Annotated in this window: 19 protein-coding genes; 16 read left to right on the top strand and 3 right to left on the bottom strand. The window is 60.0% G+C overall.

The window, feature by feature from the left end:
- Window positions 1–21 precede the first annotated feature (21 nt).
- The 12 genes from BM132_RS22070 (at window position 22) to araH (ending at window position 11304) form a co-directional block, all read left to right on the top strand.
- A complete protein-coding gene (locus BM132_RS22070; RefSeq protein WP_092458739.1) occupies window positions 22–378 on the top strand; it encodes a PilZ domain-containing protein in 357 nt (118 codons plus the stop codon).
- 11 nt (window positions 379–389) lie between these two features.
- Window positions 390–1184 (top strand): TatD family hydrolase, encoded by a 795-nt coding sequence (locus BM132_RS22075; protein WP_092458740.1) that lies wholly within the window; start codon window positions 390–392, stop codon window positions 1182–1184.
- Between the two features lie 384 nt (window positions 1185–1568).
- Window positions 1569–2207, top strand: a complete 639-nt coding sequence (locus BM132_RS22080) for a TetR/AcrR family transcriptional regulator (protein ID WP_003204240.1) — start codon at window positions 1569–1571, stop codon at window positions 2205–2207.
- Window positions 2208–2345: 138 nt separating this feature from the next.
- Window positions 2346–3314 carry a GTP 3',8-cyclase MoaA gene (locus BM132_RS22085; protein ID WP_092458742.1) on the top strand — a complete coding sequence of 323 codons (969 nt, stop codon included), beginning with the start codon at window positions 2346–2348 and terminating at the stop codon, window positions 3312–3314.
- A gap of 189 nt (window positions 3315–3503) precedes the next feature.
- A complete protein-coding gene (locus tag BM132_RS22090) occupies window positions 3504–4109 on the top strand; it encodes a DUF4823 domain-containing protein (RefSeq protein WP_092458744.1) in 606 nt (201 codons plus the stop codon).
- A gap of 15 nt (window positions 4110–4124) precedes the next feature.
- The gene (locus BM132_RS22095) at window positions 4125–4685 is read left to right on the top strand and encodes a DUF1285 domain-containing protein (RefSeq protein ID WP_047228208.1); all 561 of its coding nucleotides are present in this window, start codon (window positions 4125–4127) and stop codon (window positions 4683–4685) included.
- A 177-nt stretch (window positions 4686–4862) separates the two neighbouring features.
- The gene (locus BM132_RS22100) at window positions 4863–5609 is read left to right on the top strand and encodes a FadR/GntR family transcriptional regulator (RefSeq protein WP_092458883.1); all 747 of its coding nucleotides are present in this window, start codon (window positions 4863–4865) and stop codon (window positions 5607–5609) included.
- Window positions 5606–6481: an SMP-30/gluconolactonase/LRE family protein gene (locus BM132_RS22105; RefSeq protein WP_092458746.1), complete on the top strand. Its 876-nt coding sequence runs from the start codon at window positions 5606–5608 to the stop codon at window positions 6479–6481. The genes BM132_RS22100 and BM132_RS22105 overlap by 4 nt, the downstream gene beginning before the upstream one ends.
- Before the next feature lie 226 nt (window positions 6482–6707).
- Entirely contained in the window at window positions 6708–7526 is an 819-nt protein-coding gene (locus BM132_RS22110; RefSeq protein ID WP_092400017.1) for an SDR family oxidoreductase, read from the top strand.
- A 175-nt stretch (window positions 7527–7701) separates the two neighbouring features.
- Window positions 7702–8706 (top strand): substrate-binding domain-containing protein, encoded by a 1005-nt coding sequence (locus BM132_RS22115; RefSeq protein ID WP_092400015.1) that lies wholly within the window; start codon window positions 7702–7704, stop codon window positions 8704–8706.
- A 75-nt stretch (window positions 8707–8781) separates the two neighbouring features.
- Window positions 8782–10326, top strand: a complete 1545-nt coding sequence (gene araG / locus BM132_RS22120; RefSeq protein WP_092458747.1) for an L-arabinose ABC transporter ATP-binding protein AraG — start codon at window positions 8782–8784, stop codon at window positions 10324–10326.
- Window positions 10327–10335: 9 nt separating this feature from the next.
- The gene (gene araH / locus BM132_RS22125) at window positions 10336–11304 is read left to right on the top strand and encodes an L-arabinose ABC transporter permease AraH (RefSeq protein ID WP_076383836.1); all 969 of its coding nucleotides are present in this window, start codon (window positions 10336–10338) and stop codon (window positions 11302–11304) included.
- Between the two features lie 236 nt (window positions 11305–11540).
- Here the strand turns inward: araH and BM132_RS22130 are convergent, their stop codons facing one another.
- Together BM132_RS22130 and BM132_RS22135 are read right to left on the bottom strand one after the other, a co-directional pair.
- Window positions 11541–11921, bottom strand: a complete 381-nt coding sequence (locus tag BM132_RS22130; RefSeq protein WP_092400011.1) for a Rho termination factor N-terminal domain-containing protein — start codon at window positions 11919–11921, stop codon at window positions 11541–11543.
- A gap of 65 nt (window positions 11922–11986) precedes the next feature.
- Window positions 11987–12328: a hypothetical protein gene (locus BM132_RS22135; RefSeq protein ID WP_092400009.1), complete on the bottom strand. Its 342-nt coding sequence runs from the start codon at window positions 12326–12328 to the stop codon at window positions 11987–11989.
- A 176-nt stretch (window positions 12329–12504) separates the two neighbouring features.
- Between BM132_RS22135 and BM132_RS22140 the strand changes: the two genes are divergently transcribed.
- Window positions 12505–12987, top strand: a complete 483-nt coding sequence (locus BM132_RS22140) for a GNAT family N-acetyltransferase (protein ID WP_092400007.1) — start codon at window positions 12505–12507, stop codon at window positions 12985–12987.
- Window positions 12988–12992: 5 nt separating this feature from the next.
- Here BM132_RS22140 and BM132_RS22145 read toward each other — a convergent pair whose 3' ends face one another.
- A complete protein-coding gene (locus tag BM132_RS22145; protein WP_092400005.1) occupies window positions 12993–13625 on the bottom strand; it encodes a glutathione S-transferase family protein in 633 nt (210 codons plus the stop codon).
- A 186-nt stretch (window positions 13626–13811) separates the two neighbouring features.
- Here BM132_RS22145 and BM132_RS22150 point away from each other — a divergent pair, with 186 nt between their 5' ends.
- The 3 genes from BM132_RS22150 to dgoD are packed head-to-tail and all read left to right on the top strand — an operon-like array spanning window position 13812 to window position 16631.
- The gene (locus tag BM132_RS22150; RefSeq protein WP_092458749.1) at window positions 13812–14795 is read left to right on the top strand and encodes a 2-dehydro-3-deoxygalactonokinase; all 984 of its coding nucleotides are present in this window, start codon (window positions 13812–13814) and stop codon (window positions 14793–14795) included.
- A 17-nt stretch (window positions 14796–14812) separates the two neighbouring features.
- Window positions 14813–15433 carry a 2-dehydro-3-deoxy-6-phosphogalactonate aldolase gene (locus tag BM132_RS22155; RefSeq protein WP_092458751.1) on the top strand — a complete coding sequence of 207 codons (621 nt, stop codon included), beginning with the start codon at window positions 14813–14815 and terminating at the stop codon, window positions 15431–15433.
- 49 nt (window positions 15434–15482) lie between these two features.
- The gene (dgoD, locus tag BM132_RS22160) at window positions 15483–16631 is read left to right on the top strand and encodes a galactonate dehydratase (protein WP_003179439.1); all 1149 of its coding nucleotides are present in this window, start codon (window positions 15483–15485) and stop codon (window positions 16629–16631) included.
- Window positions 16632–16791 lie beyond the last annotated feature (160 nt).

Below are 16791 nucleotides of genomic sequence, written 5' to 3' on the forward strand. Positions count from 1 at the left end.
TCAATCGCAGCGGAGATCAGCATGAACGAACCCGTCAGTCCCGGGCCACGCAATGGCATCCTGTCCTTGACCATCAAGGATAAGTCGGTGCTCTACGCCGCCTACATGCCTTTCATCAAGAACGGCGGCCTGTTCATTCCCACCAACAAGAATTATCGCTTGGGCGATGAGGTGTTCATGCTCTTGAGCCTGATGGACGAAGGGGAGAAGATCCCGGTCGCCGGCAAGGTGATCTGGATGACGCCCAAAGGCGCCCAGGGTAACCGGGCTGCCGGTGTCGGTGTGCAGTTCAACGACGGCGACCACTCAGCCCGTAATCAGATCGAAACCCACCTGGCCGGAGCCCTGAAGTCCGACCGTCCCACCCATACGATGTAGCCCGACCCTTTATGCTTGTAGATTCCCATTGTCACCTTGATCGGCTCGACCTCGCGGCTCACGACGGCTCTCTGGATGCTGCACTGGATGCCGCCCGCCATCGCGGCGTCGGTCATTTCCTGTGCATCGGCGTCAGCGCCGACAATGCCGCCGACGTCAAAGCCCTGGCCGAACGCTATGCAGATGTCGATTGTTCAGTCGGCATCCATCCTCTGGATGTCCAGCCCGATGCTACGCCTGCCCTGGATTGGCTGTTGCGCGAGCTCGACCATCCGCGGGTGGTCGCCATTGGCGAAACCGGCCTGGACTATCACTACGAACCGCAAGCCGCCGAGGTTCAGCAGGCTTCGTTCCGGCTGCATCTGGAGGCTGCGCAACAGACCGGAAAACCGGTGATCATCCACACCCGCGGCGCCCGGGCCGACACCCTGGCCTTGTTGCGTGAGGCCGCGCTGCCCCAGGCGGGTGTGCTGCATTGCTTCACCGAAGACTGGGACATGGCCAAAGCCGCGCTGGACATGGGCTATTACATTTCCTTGTCCGGCATTGTCACGTTTCGCAATGCCGACGCTCTGCGGGATGTGGCCAGCAAAGTGCCGGTCGATCGTCTGTTGGTGGAAACCGACTCCCCGTACCTTGCGCCGGTTCCGTATCGGGGTAAGCCGAACCTTCCGCAATATGTGAGGGAAGTGGCGGAATTCCTGGCGATGTTGCGGGGCGAGTCCTACGAGCGGCTTGCCGAACAGACTACGGAGAACTTCAAGCGGCTGTTTCCGCTGGCCCATGTCCGCTCGGCGCAAGCCTGAATTTCAGGCAAAAAAAACCCGGGTTCTGGGGGGTGAATCCGGGTTAAGACCATTAGGAGTAAAACAAAGGCACACGGTCCGTTGGTACCTTTACCGGCGCGTCACTTGGGGGAGATGTCGCGCCGACAGTTCAAGTATTGATCAGTATGCTGACGCGTCCAGTTTGGCCGGGCTGGTTTTTAAACAAATTTGGAATACGCTCGCTTCGGATAAGTTCTCACTGCCGTCAAAGCCAGTCGTTACGGTGCGGCGAAGCGAACGACAGGAAGCCGCAGCTGCACGGTTTTGTGAAGAACTGTGGTTGGGAACGGATGATCCGTGCATTTTTGCGTAAGTTAGGCATAATACTCGGCTTCGAATTTTGACCCTTCAGACCTTTTTCTTATGCACAAAGAACCCCGTAAGGTCCGTGAGTTTCGTCGCCGCGAGCAGGAAATTCTCGACACCGCGCTCAAGTTGTTCCTCGACCAGGGTGAAGACAGCGTCACCGTCGAGATGATTGCGGATGCCGTGGGTATCGGCAAAGGCACGATTTATAAACATTTCAAATCCAAGGCGGAGATCTACCTGCGCCTGATGCTTGATTACGAGCGCGATTTGAATGAGCTGCTGCATTCGGCCGATGTGGACAAGGACAAGGAGGCCCTGTCCCGGGCCTACTTCGAATTCCGCATGCGCGATCCGCAGCGTTATCGCTTGTTCGACCGCCTGGAAGAGAAGGTGGTCAAGGGCAACCAGGTGCCGGAGATGGTCGAGGAACTGCACAAGATCCGCGCCTCGAACTTCGAACGCCTGACCCTGCTGATCAAAGGCCGGATCAGTGAAGGCAAGCTCGAAGACGTGCCGCCCTATTTCCACTACTGCGCCGCCTGGGCGTTAGTGCACGGCGCGGTGGCGCTGTATCACTCGCCGTTCTGGAGCAACGTGCTGGAAGACCAGGAAGGTTTCTTCCAGTTCCTGATGGACATAGGCGTTCGCATGGGCAACAAGCGCAAGCGTGACACCGACGTTCCGAGCAGCTAAGTCATTCAGCTGCCTGATTGCGCCATGTCCGCTTACATGGCGCAGTGTCCCAGGAATATACTCAGGCTTGGGCCTTGCGAAAACTTGAGTTCTGGGTCAAGTTTCGTAAGTCCGATTCTTCTTTCGCCGGAGTGATCCATGATCGTTGACCGTCAAGGCAGGCGTTTTCGCAATTTGCGAATCAGCCTGACTTCAGCCTGCAATTACGCCTGTACCTACTGCGTGCCCAACGGCAAGCGGCTAGTGGCTGCGCAGGATGAACTGTCGGCCGAGGCCATGGCGCGCGGTGTGGCCTACCTGATCGAAGCGGCCGGTATCGAGCGGCTGCGCATCACCGGCGGCGAGCCGCTGGTCAGCCCCAAGCTTGAGAGCTTCATGATGGCGGTGGGGCAGATGGGCCTGGAGGACATCAGCCTGACCACCAATGGTCAGTTACTGGCCAAAAAGCTGCCTTTGCTGGTAGATGCCGGCATCCGCCGCATCAACGTTTCCCTCGATACCCTGGACCCTGTGGCGTTTCGCAGCATCGCCCGCGGTGGCGATCTGGCAACCGTACTCGACGGGATGGAACAGGCCCGTACGGCGGGAATGAAGATTAAGGTCAACATGGTGCCGTTGCGCGGGCAGAACCTGGATCAGGTGATGCCATTGCTCGAGTACTGCCTGGAGCGCGGCTATGAGCTGCGCTTCATTGAGCTGATGCGCATGGGGCACCTGGCCAGCGACTCCAACGCGTTCCTGCAGCAATTCGTCAGCCTTCAGCAGTTGCTGAGCCTGATCGGCGACCAGTACGAGTACCTGCAAGCCGACGCACCGGTGGATGCCACCGCCGTGCGCTATGAAATTCCGGGGCAGGGGCACTTCGGCGTGATTGCCAACGAAAGCGTGCCGTTCTGCCGTACCTGTTCGCGTTTGAGGCTGTCCTCCACCGGCTGGTTGCATGGCTGCCTGTCGTCGAGCAACCGGCATTTTGTCGGCGATCTTCTGGACAAGCCCCGTCATCAGGCCTTGCCGGCCCTTCAGCGCTTGCTGGTCAAGGCGTTGGGGGACAAGCAGGAAGTGGCCTTCTCCGGCGGCGCGACCATCATGAAAATCATCGGCGGTTGACGAATGCTATCGCGGGCAAGCCTTGCTCCCACAGGTACGGTGTTCACCTTGTGGGAGCAAGGCTTGCCCGCGATAGCAATTTCCCATTCACTTGGATGTGTCTGACACCCCCTATTTCGATGAGCTGGCGCAAAAGCTGCATCCCATGGCCATTCGCCGGTTTTCCGTCACCGGTTTTTGGAGGGTAGGATGCGTAGCCTGGTTTTGCTGCTGGCCGTTTTGGCGCTTGGTGGCTGCATGAATGTCAGCGACATGGGGGAGGGCGTCCGCTATCACATGAGCGACGCCGGTTTGCTGGACCACAGCGACAGCCGTCGTGTGAATAACCTGCGCATCCAGCCGGATTCGTTCATCTACATTGCTCAGGGCGCGTTTGCGCCTCCCGGCAGTGCCTACCCGCGGCCCAATGTTGTCGCCGAAGAGGCCTTCAACGGTTTCATCGAGTATTTCCCCATGGTGCGTCGCGCCCGCGTTCCGGAGGGCCTGGACCAGGCCATGGGCGAAGCCCGTGCCGCCGGTGCTCATTACTTGCTGTACACGCGCTTCGCCAAGGCCGACAACCGCATCGGCAACACCGATGAGTGGCTGGATGAAGAGGCTGTGGACCGCTTGGGTGTCGACACCAGCGTCATTCAAATCATGTTGATCGAGACCAGTACCCAGTATTTGATTGATACTGCACGCATCAAGAGTCGTGGCGGTTTACTGACGTTGCACGACAAACAGCCAGAAGACCTGATCGCTGCCCCTTTGCGCGAATATGCCCGCAGCCTGTTGGGAGTGAGCGATCAGTAAACTCAAGGAGTCACCATGAGCGGACCGCAAAAAGCCAATGACTTGCTGGGGCAGATCCCCAAGACCAAAGGTTTGCCGCCAGTCCACCTGTGGAATCCTGACTTCTGCGGCGATATCGACATGCGCATCGCCCGGGATGGCACCTGGTACTACCTGGGCACGCCAATCGGGCGCAAGCCAATGGTCAAGTTGTTCTCTACCATCATCCGCCGCGACGGCGATGATTACTTCCTGATCACTCCTGTGGAAAAAGTTGGCATCAAAGTCGACGATGCGCCGTTTGTGGCGGTGACCCTGGAGGTTGAAGGGCAGGGTGAGCAGCAGCGACTGCGCTTCACCACCAACGTCGAGGAAACCACTGAGGCCGGCGGCGAACATCCGATGCGGGTGGTGATCGATCCGCAGACCCAAGAGCCCGCGCCCTACGTGCACGTACGCAGTAACCTCGAAGCGCTGATCCATCGCAATGTGTTCTACCAACTGGTGGAGCTGGCGGTCAGTCGCGAGATCGACGGTCAGCGCTGGCTGGGGGTGTGGAGTGGTGGGGTATTTTTCCCGATCGGCCTGGAACCCTGATCCCTGTGGGAGCGAGCCTGCTCGCGATGACGGCAGCATGACCAACTTGTCTTAACTGATCCACCGTTATCGCGAGCAGGCTCGCTCCCACCCGGGTGAAGCCGTAAAATTCAAATTGACACCCAATCATATGATGATTAGTTTGGGCCTCTATAAAGAGTGGTTCATGGGGTGTTCATGTCCAGCAGTTTTCACGCATCGACCGTCGATTGGCTGGGGGGCTGGATAGCCGCCGGTCAGGTCAAGCCTGGGCAGACCATCAAGGTTGAAGCGGACCTCGGCGAGCAACTGGGCGTCAGTCGCACGGTGATCCGCGAAGCGATCAAGACCCTGGTGGCCAAAGGCATGCTGGAAGTCGGACCGAAAGTCGGTACGCGGGTGTTGCCGGTGCGCCGCTGGAACCTGTTTGACCCGCAGGTGGTTGGTTGGCTGTCGCGCAGCGGGCTGCCGGAAAATTTTGTCGACGACCTGCTGGACCTGCGGCGCACCATTGAACCGATGGCGGTGCGCTGGGCCTGCGAACGAGCCACCGCCGACCAGGTGCAGGCGATCCGTCTGGCCTACCATGCCCTGGAGCGTGCCGTGGACAGCGGCGCCGATTACAACCGCGCCGACCAGTTCTTCCATGAATGCATCCTCGCCGCCAGCCATAACCAATTCATCGAACAGATGGTCCCGGCCCTGGGCGCGCTGCTGGCGGTGTCGTTCGAGGTGTCCGCCGCCGACCCGGATGAACTGCGCCGCACGTTGCCGATTCACAAGGATATTGCCGAAGCCATCGCTGCCCGTGATGCGGCGCGGGGCGTCTGGGCCTGCATGACCTTGATCGATAACGCTGACCTGGCGATCAAGCGCTTTTACCCTAACGTCATGGCCGGGCGGACAGAGATCGCCGGTCAAGCAGCAAACAGGAGTTTTCAATAATGTGGACGGCTGTGACGGAACACCGGGCGACATTGGGCGAGGGCCCCTTCTGGGATGAGCCGACCCAGGCCTTGTATTGGGTCGACATCGCCGGTAAGCAGGCGCTGCGACTGATCGGCGCCAATGTGCAAATCTGGCAGATGCCCGAACATGTATCCGCTTTCATTCCGACACACAGCGGCGACGCCTTGGTGACCCTGAGCAGCGGTGTCTATCGGCTGGACCTGGAGTCGTCGGGTCTGGAACCGCGCCTGAAGTTGCTGTGCATGGCCGATCCCCAGCCTGGCAATCGTGCCAACGAGGCCCGTTGCGATGCCCTGGGCCAACTCTGGCTCGGCACCATGCAAAACAACATCGGCGAAAACAGCGAAGACCTGCCCATTGAACGGCGATCCGGCGGCCTGTTTCGTATTGGTGCCGATGGCCGGGTAAAGCCTCTGCTGCGTGAACGGGGCATTCCCAATACGTTGTTGTGGAGCCCCGATGGCACGACGGTGTACTTCGGAGAAAGTCTCGACGGCACGCTTTACCGTCACTTCATTTATCCCGACGGCAGTCTGGCCCCCGCCGAGGTCTGGTTTGGCCCTCACCCGCGCGGCGGGCCCGATGGCTCGGCAATGGATGCCAGCGGTTTCGTCTGGAATGCTCGCTGGGACGGCAGTTGCCTGCTGCGGCTGGACCCGGACGGGCAGATTGATCGGGTAATCGAGCTGCCGGTCAGTCGTCCCACCAGCTGCGTGTTCGGCGGTGAAGACCTTAAGACTTTGTACATCACCAGTGCGGCGAGCCCGCTTAACCATCCACTCGACGGCGCGGTGTTGTCGATGCGGGTCGATGTACCGGGTGTAGCTTGTACGCGGTTTGCAGGGTGAATCCCAAAATATGGGATGTAAATATATATATTGAGATTATTCGGCGAGCGGGTTTATAGTCGGTCCCATCAGCGACACGCACTCACACTAAAAAAACAAGACAGGTGAAGTGATGCCACGATCTTCCTCCGTACCGCCCGACGGCGTACGCGATTCCAAAAGCCTTTCGCCCGGCCCTCTCTGGATGTCCGATTTTCGTCGTGCTGACCGGCAGGAGTCTTGAGTCATGGCCCAGACCCTGTCCTTGTCACCGATGCCTGAACCTGCGAAAGGCGAACGCCTGAAAAACAAAGTGGTGCTGCTGACCGGTGCCGCCCAAGGCATTGGCGAGGCGATCGTCGCCGCGTTCGCCTCGCAGCAGGCTCGTTTGGTCATCAGTGATATCCAGGCTGACAAGGTTGAGAACGTCGCTGCCCTCTGGCGTGAACGCGGGGCGGATGTGCAGGCACTCAAAGCCGATGTGTCGAACCAGCAGGACCTGCATGCCATGGCCCGTCGCGCCGTCGAGCTGCACGGTCGCATCGACGTCCTGGTGAACTGCGCGGGCGTGAACGTATTCCGTGACCCGCTGGAAATGACCGAAGAGGACTGGCGCCGCTGCTTCGCTATCGACCTGGATGGCGCCTGGTACGGCTGCAAGGCTGTGTTGCCGCAGATGCTTGAGCAGGGCGGGGGCAGCATCATCAATATCGCCTCGACCCATTCATCCCACATCATTCCCGGCTGTTTCCCTTACCCGGTGGCCAAGCACGGACTGCTCGGCCTGACCCGCGCATTGGGTATCGAATACGCGCCCAAAGGCGTGCGGGTGAATGCCATAGCGCCGGGTTACATCGAAACCCAATTGAATATCGACTACTGGAACGGCTTCGCCGATCCACATGCCGAACGCCAGCGTGCGCTGGATCTGCACCCGCCACGCCGAATCGGCCAACCGATCGAAGTGGCAATGACGGCGGTGTTCCTGGCCAGCGATGAAGCCCCTTTCATCAACGCCTCGTGCATCACCATCGATGGTGGACGTTCGGTCATGTACCACGACTGAATATGCCGGGATTTCAGTCGGAAACTTCGCCTGTAATCCAATCATCATACGATATGACTATTTGAACCTATGCTGTACAGCAACATGTTTGACCGCCCAGCCTGCACATTCCCACTGATGTTGGAGCAGGGCCCTGGACGTTTTGGCTTTCAATAAAAAAAACAAGGAGACAGCTATGAATCATCGTCGTGGGATCCGTTCCCTGTGCCGTGCCGCCCTGGCGGTTACTGCGGTCAGCCTCAGCAGCACCTTGCTGGCGGCCGAGGAAGTGAAGATCGGTTTTCTGGTCAAGCAGGCCGAGGAGCCCTGGTTCCAGACCGAATGGGCGTTCGCCGAAAAGGCCGGTAAGGACCGCGGCTTCACGGTGATCAAGATCGCCGTGCCGGACGGCGAGAAGACCCTCTCGGCTATCGACAGCCTTGCCGCTAACGGTGCCAAGGGCTTTGTGATCTGCCCACCGGACGTGGCCCTCGGTCCGGCCATCATGGCCAAGGCCAAGCTCAACGACATGAAAGTGATTGCTGTGGATGACCGCTTCGTCGGTTCCGATGGCAAGTTCATGGAAGACGTGCCGTACCTGGGCATGGCCGCATTCGAAGTGGGCCAGAAGCAGGGCGCCGCGATGGCCGCTGAGGCGAAAAAGCGCGGCTGGGACTGGAAAGACACCTATGCCGTGATCAACACCTACAACGAACTGGATACGGGCAAGAAGCGCACCGACGGTTCCGTCGACGCCCTGAAGAAGGCCGGCTTTCCAGACGATCACATCCTTTATACCGCGCTGAAAACCCTCGACGTGCCGGGCAGCATGGACGCCACTAACTCGGCCCTGGTGAAACTGCCCAGCGGGGCGAAAAACCTGATCATTGGCGGCATGAACGACAACACGGTGCTGGGCGGCGTGCGCGCTACCGAAAGCGCCGGGTTCAAGGCGGCCAATGTGATCGGGATCGGCATCAACGGCACCGACGCCATCGGCGAGTTGAAGAAAGCCGACAGTGGTTTCTTCGGTTCGATGCTGCCAAGCCCACACATCGAAGGCTACAAGACTGCCGAGATGATGTACGAGTGGATCACCACCGGCAAAGAGCCACCGAAGTACACCGCCATGGACGAGGTGACGCTGATCACTCGGGAGAACTTCAAGCAAGAGCTGGAGAAGATCGGCCTGTGGAACTGAGGGTCGGTTGATTCAAAAGTGGCCCTGGCTTGACGAGTGTCGGGGTCGCTTGATCTCTGTGAGTTCGAGGTGGTTATGCAAGCGCAAACAGCGACACAGCAACACAACATGGGCGGTAGCTTGCGGTTCAACGGGATTGGTAAATCCTTTCCCGGCGTGCAGGCGCTGGCCAATATCAGTTTCGTTGCTCATCCGGGACAGGTCCATGCCTTGATGGGCGAGAACGGCGCGGGCAAGTCCACGTTGCTGAAGATCCTCGGCGGTGCCTACATCCCCAGCAGCGGCGACCTGCAGATCGGCGAGCAGACGATGGCTTTCAAAGGCACCGCCGACAGCATTGCCAGCGGCGTGGCGGTGATTCATCAGGAGCTGCACCTGGTGCCGGAAATGACCGTTGCCGAAAACCTGTTCCTGGGGCATTTGCCGGCCCGTTTCGGCCTGGTCAATCGCGGGCAACTGCGCCAGCAGGCGTTGGCGTTGCTCAAAGGCCTGGCCGACGAAATCGACCCTCAGGAAAAGGTCGGTCGCCTGTCCCTCGGCCAGCGCCAACTGGTGGAAATCGCCAAGGCCTTGTCCCGTGGCGCCCATGTCATTGCCTTCGATGAACCCACCAGCAGCCTCTCGGCACGGGAAATCGACCGCCTGATGGCGATCATCACCCGCCTGCGGGACGAGGGCAAAGTGGTGCTGTATGTCAGCCACCGCATGGAAGAGGTGTTCCGCATCTGTAACGCGGTCACGGTGTTCAAGGACGGCCGTTACGTGCGTACCTTCGAGAACATGAGCGAGTTGACCCACGATCAGTTGGTCACCTGCATGGTCGGTCGCGACATCCAGGACATCTACGATTACCGCCCTCGCGAGCGCGGCGATGTGGCGTTGAAGGTTGAGGGGCTGCTCGGCCCGGGCCTGCGCGAACCGGTGAGTTTCCAGGTGCATAAAGGCGAAATCCTCGGCCTGTTCGGGCTGGTTGGCGCCGGTCGTACCGAGTTGCTGCGCTTGCTCAGTGGGCTGGAACGCCAGACTGATGGGCGCCTGGTTCTGCATGACCAGGCGTTGAAACTGCGTTCGCCCCGGGATGCCATTGCCGCGGGCGTATTGCTCTGCCCGGAGGACCGCAAGAAGGAAGGCATCATGCCGCTGGCCAGCGTCGGCGAGAACATCAACATCAGTGCCCGTGCGAGCCATTCCACCCTGAGGTGCTTGTTGCGCGGTGAATGGGAGCGGGGTAACGCCGACAAGCAGATCAAGGCGCTGAAAGTGAAGACCCCGTCTGCGGGTCAGAAAATCATGTACCTGTCCGGCGGCAATCAGCAGAAAGCGATTCTCGGCCGCTGGCTGTCGATGCCGATGAAAGTCCTGTTGCTGGACGAGCCCACGCGCGGTATCGACATCGGCGCCAAGGCCGAGATTTATCAGATCATCCACAACCTGGCGGCCGATGGCATTGCGGTGATTGTGGTGTCCAGCGATCTGATGGAAGTGATGGGCATTTCCGACCGAATCCTGGTGCTCTGCGAAGGGGCCATGCGCGGCGAGCTGCCGCGTGACCAGGCCAATGAATCCAACCTGCTGCAACTGGCGCTGCCACGCCAACGCGTTGCCGACGCGGCGAACTGAGAGGTAAACATGACCATTCAAAACAATGCACTGCCAACGGCACGCAAACCCCTGGATCTGCGGCGCTTCCTGGACGACTGGGTCATGCTGCTGGCGGCTGTCGCAATCTTCGTGCTCTGCACCCTGATGATCGACAACTTCCTGTCACCCCTGAACATGCGAGGCCTGGGTCTGGCGATTTCCACCACGGGTATCGCGGCCTGCACCATGTTGTATTGCCTGGCTTCCGGGCACTTCGACTTGTCGGTGGGTTCGGTGATTGCCTGTGCCGGTGTGGTCGCGGCGGTGGTGATGCGTGACACCAATAGCGTGTTCCTCGGCGTCAGCGCAGCGCTGGTGATGGGGCTGATCGTCGGGCTGATCAACGGCATCGTCATTGCCAAGCTGCGGGTCAATGCGTTGATCACCACCCTGGCGACCATGCAGATCGTCCGGGGCCTGGCCTACATCTTTGCCAATGGCAAGGCGGTGGGCGTGTCCCAGGAATCGTTCTTCGTGTTCGGTAACGGCCAAATGTTCGGCGTGCCGGTACCGATCCTGATCACCATTGTCTGCTTTCTGTTTTTCGGCTGGTTGTTGAACTACACCACCTACGGGCGCAACACCATGGCCATTGGTGGCAACCAGGAGGCGGCGTTGTTGGCGGGGGTGAACGTTGATCGGACGAAGATCATCATCTTCGCCGTGCATGGTGTGATCGGTGCCTTGGCGGGTGTGATCCTGGCCTCACGCATGACCTCGGGCCAACCGATGATCGGCCAGGGCTTTGAACTGACCGTGATCTCGGCTTGCGTGTTGGGTGGGGTGTCGTTGAGCGGCGGTATCGGCATGATTCGCCATGTCATTGCCGGGGTGCTGATTCTGGCGATTATCGAAAACGCGATGAACCTGAAGAACATCGACACCTTCTACCAATACGTCATCCGGGGCTCGATCCTGTTGCTGGCGGTGGTGATCGACCGAATGAAACAACGCTGAAACCTGCCCGACCGGGCAGGTCACCATCGCGAGCAGGCTCGCTCCCACAGGATTTGTGCCAGTCAGAACTACTTGGCTCATTACAGATCCAGTGTGGGAGCGGGCTTGGCGCCACGCACAACACTTGGGCCACCGCAGATCCACGGGAGGGTGTGCCAGTCAGCACTACCTGGTTCATCGCAGATCCAGTGTGGGAGCGAGCCTGCTCGCGATGGCGTCCGGGTGAACGCCGGCGATCAACCCGCCTTGCGCAACGCCTGGATTAGTTCCTGCTTACGCATCTTCGAACGTCCGGGAATGTTCTTCGCCCGGGCCTCTTTCATCAGGTTATCCACAGTCTGGGTCGCGCGGGAGGCCTGGCTGGTGCGCGGCTGACCTTCGCGGGTCTTGGCGGCGCGACGGGCCGACTCCTTGCGGTCGGTTTGCTTTTGCGCGGCCGGTTTGGCCTTCCCCGACCCGCCAGCGCGTTCACCGCCGCCAGACTGCTTGTTCACCGTGGCCCAGGCTCGCGCCTCGGCCTTGTCCTCGGACAAACCCTTTTTCTCATAACTGGCTTCAATGTGTTCGGCTTTGCGCTTTTGCTCGGCTGTGTATTTGTCTTTGCTTCCACGAGGCATGGGAATCTCTCCTCAAGTGCGTGAGCAGAGCCACCCGCCAGGAGCGGATCGCTCGCTCCCCGGGGTTACTGGCTGGCGCCACCCTCGGAACCCGAACCGCCGGTGGTGGTTTTCGAGCCCGTGCCGGTCTCGGCATTATCAGGGGCATTGGAGTCCGGCGTATTCATGCCGCCCTGACGACCCGCATCATTGCCCTGCACCCGCGGATCGGTGCCGTTGGCGGGAGGCTGACCATTGTTCAGACCGCCGCCGGTACCGTCGGTATTCAACGTGGGCAGGCCTTGCGTAGCGGGGGAATTGGGCGCTTGCACCGGATCGGTCGGCCCGGTGCCTGAAGTGCTCGCCGCGAAAGCGGCCGAAGACAGCAGCGTGGCAAGTGTGAATGCAGTCAGCCTTGATGAAATCATGGTGTCGCCTCCATTTTTCAGAATGCTTGCCTGATTTTGGGCTGCCCTGAATCGGAGTTGGTGCCTCGCGGACGACGAACGGTCCCCTGGAAGCATCACGTAAATTTTTCTTGAGATGTGACGAGTGCAGCGCGACGGCTTAGTATGGCGTTTTCCATTGGCTACAAGGCTCGTTCATGTCGATCCAGATTCGCCCTGCGCAACCCAGTGATGCGCCTCAAATCCTCGCCTTCATCACTGAACTTGCCGATTACGAAAAGGCCCGCCACGAAGTCATTGCCAGCGTGACGGACATTCAGCGCAGCCTGTTCAGCGAGGGCTCCACTGCCCATGGACTGATCTGTCTGCGAGATGGCGTGCCCATCGGTTATGCGGTGTTTTTTTTCAGTTATTCCACCTGGCTGGGCAGCAACTGCCTGTACCTCGAAGACCTGTACATCACGCCTGACCAGCGCGGCGGCGGGGCAGGGAAGACGCTGCTGCGGCATCTGGCGAAAATTGCCTGCGACAACGATTGCGGTCGCTTCGAGTGGAGCGTGCTGGACTGGAACACGCCGGCGATCGAGTTCTACAAGTCCCTCGGCGCGCAACCTCAGGAAGAGTGGGTGCGCTACCGGATGGACGGCAAGGTGCTACGGGATTTCGCCCAAGGCAACTGAGCGGTTCAGGAGTACGCGGCGCCCGCGTACTCGGCAAACCCCGGCCGTTGTTCGAGTCGTTTGCAATAAGCGGCCACGGCCGGGTAGTCGGGACGTTCCATGGGCGTCTGGCGCCAGCGATGCACCGACAGCCCGATGAGCACATCCGCGAGGGAAAAATCCGCACCGGCCACGTAGGCGCCAGTACGGTTCAACTGATCCTCCAGTAACCCCATCTTTTCGTTCCAGCCTTTAATCCCTGCGGCTATACGTTGGGGATCCTGACAATCCGGATCCTTGCGCACCAACGCGTAAAACGGATAACCCCAAGACGGGTTGAGTTCGGTCGCCTGCCAATCCATCCACTGCTCAACGCGCGCCCGGGCGGCCGGTTCGACGGGCAGCAGATCGCTACGTCCATGCTTGCCCACCAGGTAGCGGCAAACGGTGTTGGACTCCCACAGCACACCGTTCTCGTCAATGATCACCGGTACCTGGGCGTTGGGGTTGAGAGCCAGGAATTCGGGATCATGGGTCGAAGCAAAACCGATGCCCCAGTCCTCGCGTTCATAGGCTATTTCCAGTTCCTGGCAGGTCCACAGCACTTTTCTGACATTGATAGAGGAGGTGCGACCGAGGATTTTCAGTAGTTGTCCCATAAACATTTCCCTGAGTTCTAAGGCGTCCGGCAGAAAACGTAGCAGGGTTCGTGGGTGAATGACGATAACTTTGCGTGAAATACGGTCATCCCAATATATGGGAGTGATATTTATATATTGAGATTTTTCTGCGTCCAGGTTTATAGTCCGTGCACTCACTGCCAAAAAACAAAACAGGTGAAGCGGATGCAGGCGCAATTGATTGCGCTCGATTGGGGGACCACCTCATTACGGGCTTACAAACTCGCCGCTGGTGGCGAGGTGCTCGAACAGCGCTCGCTGTCGACGGGGATCATGCAGTTGCCCTCCGGGCCGCGAACCCTGGCCGGCCGGGTGTGCATCGATGGCTTCGAATTGGCGTTCGATGAGGCTTGCGGCGACTGGCTCGACGCTCAGCCAGGTTTGCCGGTCATCGCCTGCGGCATGGTCGGTAGCGCCCAGGGCTGGCGTGAAGCGCCTTACTGCGACACGCCCGCCAACGTCGCCAATCTCGGACATTCCCTACAAATAATTCGCAGTCTTCGCGGCGTCGATGTGCACATCGTGCCGGGGGTGATCCAGCGGTCGCGGTTACCCAATGTCATGCGCGGCGAAGAAACCCAGGTGCTCGGCGCGTTGCACCGTTTGCCGAACGAAGCGGTGCTGATCGGCCTGCCTGGCAGTCATTCGAAATGGGTGGAGGTCGCCGATGGCTGCATCGTGCATTTCGACACTTTCATGACTGGCGAGATTTTCGCTGTGCTCAGCGACCACAGCATTCTCGGCCGCACCCAGCAACGTGGTATGGCGTTCGATAGCCTGGCTTTTGATCGCGGCGTGCAGGTGGCGTTGTCGGTGGACGGCCAGATCGGCCCGTTGTCCACCGTGTTCAGTGCCCGCAGTCTGGGCTTGACTGGTGAGCTCAGTGCCAGCGCCCAGGCGGATTATCTTTCCGGCCTCCTGATCGGTCATGAACTGATGGCCCTGGCCACCGTGCAACGCCGACGGCGCGACACCATCCATCTGCCGATGGTGGTGCTGATCGGCAACTCGCAACTCTGTGCCCGTTATCAACGGGCCCTCGACGCCTGCGGTTTTGCCCGGGTGACCCTGGCCGAACAGGCCACCGAGCGTGGTTTGTGGCAACTGGCCGTGGCGGCTGGGCTGCTCGATTCCACCGCATCGCGTTAAACGACTGGAGGTCTGACATGCTCACACAAGCACTGGCGCACAACGGGCTGATCGCCATTTTGCGCGGTCTGCGTCCGGAAGAGGCCGCCGCTATTGGCGATGTCCTTTATGGCGCCGGATTTCGCGTCATCGAAGTACCGCTCAATTCCCCCGAACCGTACGAAAGTATCCGCATCCTGCGCAGTACCTTGCCCGCCGATTGTCTGATCGGGGCCGGCACGGTACTCACGCCGGAACAGGTCGAGCAAGTGAAAGCCGCCGGCGGTCAAGTCATCGTTATGCCCCATAGCGATCCTAAGGTGTTGCGGGCGGCGAAAGCGGCAGGGCTCTACTTGTCGCCCGGTGTTGCCACGCCCACCGAAGCCTTTGCCGCGCTGGCCGAAGGTGCCCACGTGTTGAAGATGTTTCCGGCCGAGCAAATGGGCCCAGCGGTGGTCAAGGCCTGGCTCGCGGTGCTGCCGGCCGGAACCGTGCTGGTGCCGGTGGGCGGGATTACCCCGGACAACATGGCGGTATTCGTCGAGGCCGGCGTCAAGGGCTTTGGCCTCGGCTCCGGGTTGTTCAAGCCGGGCCTGACGGCTGACGAAGTGGCGGTGCGCGCCAAGGCCTACGTGGCCGCGTGGAATGCCTTGAACTGAAGACTTTTCCAGCGCCCCGCGCGCTGCATCTGATAAGAGAGACAACACGATGAAAATCACCAAACTGACCACGTTTATCGTTCCGCCGCGCTGGTGCTTCCTCAAAGTCGAAACCGATGAAGGTGTCACCGGCTGGGGCGAGCCCGTGGTCGAAGGCCGCGCCCACACGGTGGCTGCGGCTGTTGAGGAATTGTCCGACTACCTGATTGGCAAAGACCCACGCAACATCGAAGATATCTGGACGGTGTTGTATCGCGGCGGCTTCTACCGGGGGGGCGCCATTCACATGAGCGCCTTGGCCGGTATCGACCAGGCGCTGTGGGACATCAAGGGCAAAGCCTTGGGCGTGTCGGTCAGCGATTTGCTCGGCGGTCAGGTGCGCGACAAGATCCGCGTGTATTCGTGGATCGGCGGCGACCGCCCGGCGGACACCGCCCGAGCGGCGAAAGAAGCCGTGGCGCGGGGCTTCACGGCGGTGAAGATGAACGGCACCGAAGAGCTGCAGTTTCTCGACACCTTTGAAAAAGTCGATCTGGCCCTGGCCAACGTCGCGGCGGTGCGGGACGCAGTCGGGCCGAACGTCGGCATCGGCGTGGACTTCCACGGCCGGGTGCACAAGCCGATGGCCAAAGTGCTGATGAAGGAACTTGATCCGTACAAATTGATGTTCATCGAAGAGCCGGTGCTCAGTGAAAACTACGAAGCCCTCAAGGAGCTGGCGCCTTTGACCAGCACGCCAATTGCCTTGGGTGAGCGGCTGTTTTCGCGTTGGGATTTCAAACGGGTGCTCAGCGAAGGCTACGTGGACATCATCCAGCCGGATGCGTCTCACGCCGGTGGCATCACCGAAACCCGCAAGATCGCCAACATGGCCGAGGCCTACGACGTGGCGCTGGCACTGCACTGCCCACTGGGGCCCATTGCCCTGGCGGCGTGCCTGCAACTGGATGCGGTTTGCTACAACGCGTTCATCCAAGAGCAGAGCCTGGGCATCCATTACAACGAGAGCAACGACCTGCTGGATTACATCAAGGATCCGCAGGTGTTCGACTACGACAAGGGCTTCGTGAAAATCCCTAACGGCCCGGGCCTGGGCATCGAGATCAACGAGGAGTACGTGATCGAACGCGCGGCCATCGGCCACCGCTGGCGCAACCCGATCTGGCGTCATGCCGATGGCAGTTTTGCTGAGTGGTGATTTGGTCCTGACTCTCTCGGTTTAAATGTGGGAGCGGGCTTGCTCGCGAAGGCGGTGTGTCAGTAATACATCAGCCAACGGATACGCCGTCTTCGCGAGCAAGCCCGCTCCCACACTGGATCTTCTTCTGCAGGGAGATCTCCAGCAATGCCCCCGTTTC

Source organism: Pseudomonas sp. NFACC45 (assembly GCF_900113505.1).
Taxonomy (GTDB): Bacteria; Pseudomonadota; Gammaproteobacteria; order Pseudomonadales; family Pseudomonadaceae; genus Aquipseudomonas; species Aquipseudomonas tehranensis.

What these genes read in the sequence shown, in the direction of transcription:
- BM132_RS22070 (WP_092458739.1), top strand. Translation starts at nt 22, where the DNA reads ATGAACGAACCCGTCAGTCCCGGGCCACGCAATGGCATCCTGTCCTTG.
- BM132_RS22075 (WP_092458740.1), top strand. Translation starts at nt 390, where the DNA reads ATGCTTGTAGATTCCCATTGTCACCTTGATCGGCTCGACCTCGCGGCT.
- BM132_RS22080 (WP_003204240.1), top strand. Translation starts at nt 1,569, where the DNA reads ATGCACAAAGAACCCCGTAAGGTCCGTGAGTTTCGTCGCCGCGAGCAG.
- BM132_RS22085 (WP_092458742.1), top strand. Translation starts at nt 2,346, where the DNA reads ATGATCGTTGACCGTCAAGGCAGGCGTTTTCGCAATTTGCGAATCAGC.
- BM132_RS22090 (WP_092458744.1), top strand. Translation starts at nt 3,504, where the DNA reads ATGCGTAGCCTGGTTTTGCTGCTGGCCGTTTTGGCGCTTGGTGGCTGC.
- BM132_RS22095 (WP_047228208.1), top strand. Translation starts at nt 4,125, where the DNA reads ATGAGCGGACCGCAAAAAGCCAATGACTTGCTGGGGCAGATCCCCAAG.
- BM132_RS22100 (WP_092458883.1), top strand. Translation starts at nt 4,863, where the DNA reads ATGTCCAGCAGTTTTCACGCATCGACCGTCGATTGGCTGGGGGGCTGG.
- BM132_RS22110 (WP_092400017.1), top strand. Translation starts at nt 6,708, where the DNA reads ATGGCCCAGACCCTGTCCTTGTCACCGATGCCTGAACCTGCGAAAGGC.
- BM132_RS22115 (WP_092400015.1), top strand. Translation starts at nt 7,702, where the DNA reads ATGAATCATCGTCGTGGGATCCGTTCCCTGTGCCGTGCCGCCCTGGCG.
- araG (WP_092458747.1), top strand. Translation starts at nt 8,782, where the DNA reads ATGCAAGCGCAAACAGCGACACAGCAACACAACATGGGCGGTAGCTTG.
- araH (WP_076383836.1), top strand. Translation starts at nt 10,336, where the DNA reads ATGACCATTCAAAACAATGCACTGCCAACGGCACGCAAACCCCTGGAT.
- BM132_RS22130 (WP_092400011.1), bottom strand. Translation starts at nt 11,921, where the DNA reads ATGCCTCGTGGAAGCAAAGACAAATACACAGCCGAGCAAAAGCGCAAA.
- BM132_RS22135 (WP_092400009.1), bottom strand. Translation starts at nt 12,328, where the DNA reads ATGATTTCATCAAGGCTGACTGCATTCACACTTGCCACGCTGCTGTCT.
- BM132_RS22140 (WP_092400007.1), top strand. Translation starts at nt 12,505, where the DNA reads ATGTCGATCCAGATTCGCCCTGCGCAACCCAGTGATGCGCCTCAAATC.
- BM132_RS22145 (WP_092400005.1), bottom strand. Translation starts at nt 13,625, where the DNA reads ATGGGACAACTACTGAAAATCCTCGGTCGCACCTCCTCTATCAATGTC.
- BM132_RS22150 (WP_092458749.1), top strand. Translation starts at nt 13,812, where the DNA reads ATGCAGGCGCAATTGATTGCGCTCGATTGGGGGACCACCTCATTACGG.
- BM132_RS22155 (WP_092458751.1), top strand. Translation starts at nt 14,813, where the DNA reads ATGCTCACACAAGCACTGGCGCACAACGGGCTGATCGCCATTTTGCGC.
- dgoD (WP_003179439.1), top strand. Translation starts at nt 15,483, where the DNA reads ATGAAAATCACCAAACTGACCACGTTTATCGTTCCGCCGCGCTGGTGC.